Origin of the sequence: Geodermatophilus pulveris, assembly GCF_900188375.1 — a bacterium.
GTDB classification, from domain to species: Bacteria; Actinomycetota; Actinomycetes; order Mycobacteriales; family Geodermatophilaceae; genus Geodermatophilus; species Geodermatophilus pulveris.
Window position 1 is genome coordinate 213,471 of sequence record NZ_FZOO01000008.1, and the last position, 6,689, is coordinate 220,159.

The 6,689-nt window shown below is 73.9% G+C and carries 6 protein-coding genes; 3 read left to right on the plus strand and 3 right to left on the minus strand.

Going from position 1 to position 6,689, the window contains the following annotated elements; all coding sequences use genetic code 11:
* The first annotated feature begins 123 nt into the window (after positions 1 to 123).
* Together CHB98_RS16635 and CHB98_RS16640 are read left to right on the plus strand one after the other, a co-directional pair.
* Positions 124 to 1,557, plus strand: coding sequence for a tannase/feruloyl esterase family alpha/beta hydrolase (locus CHB98_RS16635; protein WP_245821266.1), 1,434 nt, complete (start codon positions 124 to 126; stop codon positions 1,555 to 1,557).
* A gap of 175 nt (positions 1,558 to 1,732) precedes the next feature.
* Positions 1,733 to 2,227 (plus strand): hypothetical protein, encoded by a 495-nt coding sequence (locus tag CHB98_RS16640; protein ID WP_089306703.1) that lies wholly within the window; start codon positions 1,733 to 1,735, stop codon positions 2,225 to 2,227.
* A 63-nt stretch (positions 2,228 to 2,290) separates the two neighbouring features.
* On the opposite strand, the gene CHB98_RS16645 is transcribed toward CHB98_RS16640, so the two are convergent.
* The 3 genes from CHB98_RS16645 to CHB98_RS16655 form a co-directional block, all read right to left on the minus strand.
* The gene (locus CHB98_RS16645) at positions 2,291 to 3,463 is read right to left on the minus strand and encodes a hypothetical protein (protein ID WP_089306704.1); all 1,173 of its coding nucleotides are present in this window, start codon (positions 3,461 to 3,463) and stop codon (positions 2,291 to 2,293) included.
* Positions 3,464 to 3,798: 335 nt separating this feature from the next.
* Positions 3,799 to 4,590, minus strand: a complete 792-nt coding sequence (gene heR / locus CHB98_RS16650; RefSeq protein ID WP_089306705.1) for a heliorhodopsin HeR — start codon at positions 4,588 to 4,590, stop codon at positions 3,799 to 3,801.
* A complete protein-coding gene (locus CHB98_RS16655) occupies positions 4,587 to 5,129 on the minus strand; it encodes an Lrp/AsnC family transcriptional regulator (RefSeq protein WP_089306706.1) in 543 nt (180 codons plus the stop codon). Before CHB98_RS16655 ends, heR begins: the two co-directional genes overlap by 4 nt.
* Before the next feature lie 175 nt (positions 5,130 to 5,304).
* On the opposite strand from CHB98_RS16655, the gene hppD reads away from it, so the two are divergent.
* Positions 5,305 to 6,510 carry a 4-hydroxyphenylpyruvate dioxygenase gene (gene hppD, locus CHB98_RS16660; protein WP_089306707.1) on the plus strand — a complete coding sequence of 402 codons (1,206 nt, stop codon included), beginning with the start codon at positions 5,305 to 5,307 and terminating at the stop codon, positions 6,508 to 6,510.
* The last annotated feature ends 179 nt before the right edge of the window (positions 6,511 to 6,689 follow it).

Below are 6,689 nucleotides of genomic sequence, written 5' to 3' on the forward strand. Positions count from 1 at the left end.
TGCGGCTCCGGGATCACGACCGGGCCGCGCGCGTGGAGCGTGCGCGCAGCGATACGCAGGGTTGCGCCGGGGTGTGGCCTCCGACACCATCGCGGCACCCGCACCACGGACGAAGGAGTCCCGTTGCACCTGCGCCGCCGGCCCGTCCCGTTGGTCCTCACGCTCGGCACCGCCGCGGCGCTCGCCCTGCAGATGGCGCCCGCGGCCGCCCACCCCGGTGGGCACGGCCCGGACCGGCCCGCGACGCCGCGCCCGTGCACGGCGGCCGACAGCGTCGAGGTGCCGGGCGCGGAACGCGCCGAGACCACCTGCCTGCCCGACATCACGACGGCCGGCCTGCTCACGGCGCCGCCGGGCCAGTACACCGACCAGGCCGACTGGCTCCCCCTGCACGCCCCCGGGACGACCAACCCCAGCGGGGTGCCGGGGCTGCAGGTCGACGGCTACTTCCCGGACACCTCCTCGTTCAACACCACGCACGGCTGGGACCACGACAGCCAGTTCGTGCTGCGGATCCCGGACGACTGGAACGGCGGCCTGGTGGTCACCGGCGCTCCGGGCAACCGCAAGCAGTACGCCTCGGACTTCCTGTTCTCGGACTCCGTCGTCGCCCAGGGCTTCGCCTACGCCTCGACGGACAAGGGCAACAACAGCCCGGACTTCTACCTTGACGGCGAGCAGCCCGCCGACGCCGTCGCCGAGTGGCACGACCGCGTCACCCAGCTGGCCGTCGCGGCGAGGGGTGCCTTGAAGGAGCGCTACGGCCACGCGCCGGAGCGCACGTACATGGCCGGCATCAGCAACGGCGGCTACCTGGTGCGCTGGCAGCTCGAGAACCGCCCGGAGCTGTACGACGGCGGCGTCGACTGGGAGGGCACCCTCTTCACGCCGGACGGCCCGAACCTGTTCACCTACCTGCCCACGGCGGTGCGCTACACGCTGGGCCGGGCCGACGCCGACGACATGTACGCCGCCGGCTTCGCGCGCGGGTCGGAGTCGCTGTGGCCCTACCATCAGCAGGTGTACTGGGGCCTGACGCAGAAGGTGTACCGGGCGGAGTTCGACCCGGACTACGACCCCACCTGCCCCGGGGCGACGGCGGGCACCACGCTGCCCGAGATCCTCGCCCCCTGCGCCAGTGACGCCGACTACGACGCCTGGTTCGCCGACCCGGCATCGCAGCCGGTGCACGACGCCCTGGCCCGCATCAGCCTCACGGGCAAGATCAAGAAGCCGCTGCTGACCCTGCACGGCACCCTCGACACCCTGCTGCCGATCAGCACCGACAGCGACGTGTACGCCGCGATGGTCGCCGACCAGCACCGGGACCGGCTGCACCGCTACTACCGCATCGAGGGCGGCAACCACGTCGACAGCCTGGTCGGCCTCGACCCGCAGCGCCTGCGGCCGATGCTGCCGTGCGCCCGGACCGCGTTCGACGCCCTCACCGCCTGGGTGGAGGACCGCGAGGAGCCCCCGGCGAGCGCCACGGTGCCGCGGCCGGCCGGCAACGGCGCCACCGACCCGGCGCTGCTCGACACCTGCACGCTGAGCTGAGGACCCGCGGGCGGCACCCTCCGGCCGGCGGGCGCCCCCGCGGACCCGCAGCGCAGCCGGCGGGTGCCCCCGGCGGACCCGCAGCCCGGCCGGGCGGTCCGGCCCCGGTCACCCGGACGGGTGACCGGGCCGTTCGGTCCGGGTCGTCCCGGGGGTGTCTGGTCATCGTCCCCGGGTGACCGTGCCGCTCGTCGCCGTCCTGGTGCTCGCCGTGGGCCTGCCGCTGCTCGCGGTGTGGGTCGCCCGCCGGCCGCTCCGGTCGCGGTTGCGCCCCGACGCCGAGCCGGACCCGTGGCGGGACCCGGTCCGGAGGCACGGGCTCTCGGCCGGGGACGCGTCGCGGATCGCCGAGGACGTCCCGAGGGGACGCCGGCTGCCCGACCCGCGGCTGCGTCCGGTGGCCGCCGAGTGGGCCCGCGAGCTGCTCGAGCGGGAACGGCCCCGGCTGCCGCGCGACCCCCGGACCCACGGGGTGGTCGTCGTGCTCCTCGCCGTCTGGCTGGCCGTCGTGCTGGGACGGGGTGGTCTCCCGGGTGGGCTCGGGCGAGGGCGTCGACCTGCCCTGGGCCACGCCCGCGGTCGGCGTCGCCCTCGCGGTGTGGGGGGTGCGGCGGCGCCGCGCGCTGCGACGCGCCGCCGAGCTCGACGACGGGCCGGCCACGACCGGTGAGCCGGTGGGCGCGGTCCGCCCGGGTCGCTCCCCGGACGGACCGCGCCACCCCTCTCGCCGGGGTCAGGTGGTGGGGTCGTCGTCCTCCTCGGTCTCGAACGGCTGGGGGATCACCGGGCAGTTGATGATGATGTTGCTCGGCCGCAGCCCCGCCACGAACGGGCTGCCCGGCCCCTCCGGGCTGATCGCCCCGCTCTCCACCAGCCCCTCGTCGACCAGCGCCCGCAGGTCGGCGAAGCCGGTGATCCGGCGCCGCTCGCCGGCGTCCACGGCCGCACGGGTCCACTGGTTGACGTGCGCGTCCCACATCGGGCTGTGGTCGTTGTCGTACGCGCGCCGGTTGTCCGGGTCCAGGAGGAAGACGTTGATCGGGTCCTCCCCGCCGCTGGCCACCGTGTAGTTCAGCCCCTGCCGCTCCGGGTCGTCGCGGCCCTCGCGGCCGTTGATGTTCGGGGAGGGGCCGAGCAGCGCGGAGCGGTCGTCCAGCGGGCTCTCCCCGAAGCGGGGCAGCTCGGCGAGCCGCGGGGCGTAGACGCCGGCCTCCAGGGTGGCCGCGACGGGGTCGGAGGAGTCGGTGACGAAGTGGTAGCAGAGCTGGTCGCCGCCCTGGAAGCCGTCCAGCAGCTCCATCGTCACCTGCCGGTCGTGGACGTCGATGTCGGTGGCGCGGTCGTGCAGCCCGGTGTCGTTGGCGACGACCTGGGCGTTGAGCACCAGCCCGCTGGGCAGCACCACGGCCGAGGACCACTCGGCGTCGGCCACGGCCCCGGGCTGGACGGCGGCGGGCGGGAACACGCTGGTCCCCGGGACCACGGTCTCCTCGGTGGCCGGCTCGACGCTGCGCTCGGGGCCGAAGTCGACGGTGCCGCGGAACCGCATCCGGTCCTCCTGGTCCAGGGAGACCTCCTGGTCACCGCCGCTGCCCCGCGCCCACACGAGCCTGAGCGCGTGGTCGACGCCGAGCAGCTGGGCGACGGCGAAGTCGGAGGCCTCGGTGATGATGTACTGCTCGTCGGCCCGCCCGTCCGGCCCCACCCCGCGGAACAGCGGCACGACCGCGGTGGCCTCCTCCGGGTCCTCCAGGTCGTGCAGCGCGATGGTGCTGGCGAGGAACACGTTCTCCTCGGCGGGAAGGCGGTCGACGCGGTCGATCAGCTCCTCGACCAGACGCCGGCCCGCCAGCCCCTCCCCGGCCAGCAGCCGGGCCGCCTCGACCAGGGCCAGGCGCCGGTCCAAGCCGGGGCACCGGCAGGGTGGGTGTGCCGGTGACCGGGCCCGGTGGCGCAGCCGCGTACCGCGCCGCCCACCCGCCGGCGATGCCGCGGGGCGCCCAGCGGTGCGTCCGCGGGTGCACCCGGAGCGAGACGGCGGCCGTCCACAGGCCCAGGGCCAGCCACGTGGTGAACTCCGACACGGCGACCACTCCCTCGTCCACCGGCCGCCCGACCGGCGACCGGTCGATGACCACACTACCGCTCTGTGAATCAGGAAACACACTTCACATCTCGGGGTGTTCCCGTGCCGTGGGGACGGGCGTGTCGCGTGCGCGCCGCCGCACCCCGGCGGCCGGGTCAGGTGGCCAGCGAGCCGGCGAAGACCTGCCAGGCGAGCGCGCTCTTGGCCACCAGGCTGAGCACCAGGTAGGCCCGCTCGCCGTAGGCGTAGCTGCGCCACGGGCCGAGCTGCCGGTACTGCAGCCACTGGTTGACCGCGAAGCTCGTGAAGAACACGAACAGCGACCCGAAGATCCCGTAGACGAAGCCGGGGATCTGCTCGGCGCCGAGGATGTTGGCGGTGATCGCCACCCACGGGGCGGCCCCGGCGACGCAGCCGAACCAGAACGGCAGCATCGTCGTCCGGGTCCGGCCGGGCGGGTTCACCAGCTCCTGCAGCCAGCCGAACAGGATCATCGCGACGTTGGCGCCGGCGATGCCGATCAGCGCGGCGAGCCCGGTGATGCCGGTGTAGGCGCAGATCAGCAGCACCATGACCGTCGAACTGAGCGAGTACTCCAGCCAGCGGAACCGGTTGAGGCCGCCGCGCAGGTCCTCCTCGTAGCGGCGGCGGCCCACCGTGGCGGTCACCGCGTGGTCGACCGCGGCCAGGGCGAGGAAGACCGCGATCGCCGCACCCACGCCGACGTCGACCAGCGGCTCCGGGGCCGGCACCGGAGTCCCGGGCGGACCGGCCGGGAACGACGACGTCACGGTGATCGCGAAGTCGCTGGCCAGCAGCAGCACCGCGACGGCCTGCGCGGCGTGCAGCACCGCGAGCACCAGGTTCCAGCGCCGCAGGCCGGCCAGCCGGGCGTCGTCCACCCCCGTGGCGACCGGTGCCGAGCGGGGACGGGTGGTGCCGGTCACGAAGGCCGCCTGCAGGGGAGGCCCCGCGGTCCGGCCGGCCGCATGGCCGACCGGCCGGCGCTGGGGGTGGCGCCGGCCGACAGCAGCGGCAGCGTCCGCCACGGCACGATCTCGGACAACGCGATCACGCTGGTGGACCGCACCACCGACGACGACCGGTTGAGGTCGACCAGCGTCTGCTGCAGGGCCTCGTGCGAGGTCGCGGCCACCCGGCACAGCACGTCCCCGACGCCGGTCGTGGCATGGGCCTCGAGCACGCCCGGGATGGCCTCCAGGTCGCGGGCCACGGCGTCGATCGCGCCCTGCGCGATCTCCAGGGTCACGAAGGCCTGGACGCCGAACCCCGCCGCGGACACGTCGACGTCCGGGCCGTACCCGGTGACCACGCCGGCCGCCTCCAGGCGCTCCAGGCGTGCCGTGACCGTCGCCCGGGCCACGCCGGTGAGTCGGGACAGCTCCAGGTCGCCGACCCGCCGGTGGTTCCGGATCGCGTCCAGCAGGGCCACGTCCAGCGCGTCCAAGGTCCGTCCTGCGGTCACCGTGACCTCTCCACCTGCCGGCAGGAACTGTGCTGGCTGCTCAGCTCGACTCGGAGGAGCCTAGCCCGATCAGGCAGTCTGACCATGGAGTCCGGCACTGCTTGTGCAGCCCTGCGGGCTGGTGTGCAGTGACCACGGCACCGCCGGACGGACCCGTGGTGGAGGGGAGACGACCATGAGCCTCGAGGACACGCTGAACGACGAGGAGCGCCTCGCCCAGCTGGACGTCGACCAGCTCAGGCAGCTGGTGGGCCTCGTCGAGTACGACGCCTCCGGTGACCCCTTCCCGGTGTCCGGCTGGGACTCCCTGGTGTGGGTCGTCGGCAACGCGACGCAGACGGCGCACTTCTTCCAGTCCGCCTTCGGCATGGAGCTGGTCGCCTACTCCGGCCCGGAGACGGGCAACCGCGACCACCGCGCGTTCGTGCTGACGTCCGGTGCGGCGCGCTTCGTCGTCACGGGCGCGTACGACCCGGCCAGCCCGCTGGCCGACCACCACCGGGCCCACGGCGACGGCATCTCCGACATCGCCCTGGCGGTCCCGGACGTCGACCGGTGCATCGCGCACGCCGCCGCGCAGGGCGCGACCGTGCTGGAGCAGCCGCACGACCTCACCGACCAGCACGGCACGGTGCGCACCGCGGCGATCGCCGCCTACGGCGACACCCGGCACACCCTCGTCGACCGGTCCCGCTACACCGGCCCGTACCTGCCCGGCTACGTCGCCCGCAGGTCGTCCCACGTCAAGCGCGACGGCGCGCCCAAGCGGCTCTTCCAGGCGGTCGACCACGTCGTCGGCAACGTCGAGCTCGGCGCGATGGACCGGTGGGTGGACTTCTACAACCGGGTCATGGGCTTCACCAACATGGCCGAGTTCGTCGGCGAGGACATCGCCACCGACTACTCGGCGCTGATGAGCAAGGTGGTGGCCAACGGCAACCACCGGGTGAAGTTCCCGCTCAACGAGCCGGCGCTGGGGAAGAAGAAGTCCCAGATCGACGAGTACCTGGAGTTCTACGGCGGCCCGGGCGCCCAGCACGTGGCGCTGGCCACCAACGACATCCTCGGCACCGTCGACGCCCTGCGCGCCGAGGGCATCGAGTTCCTCGCCACCCCGGACTCCTACTACGAGGACCCCGCGCTGCGCGCCCGCATCGGCAGCGTCCGGGCGCCGATCGAGGAGCTGCAGCAGCGCGGCATCCTGGTCGACCGGGACGAGGACGGCTACCTGCTGCAGATCTTCACCAAGCCCATCGGCGACCGCCCGACGGTCTTCTTCGAGCTCATCGAGCGGCACGGCTCGCTCGGGTTCGGCATCGGCAACTTCAAGGCGCTGTTCGAGGCGATCGAGCGCGAGCAGGAGAAGCGCGGCAACTTCTGAAGAAGGACCACCCGTCCCCCACGCCTCGCAGGCTCGGCGCGGGACCCTGGAGGGTGGCCGATCCAGTTCGTCAGGAGGAGTGGTGATGGCGTTCTACCGGCAGGTGGGTGAGGTCCCGCGCAAGCGGCACACCCAGTTCCGCCGTCCCGACGGCGGGCTGTACTGCGAGGAGCTGGTGG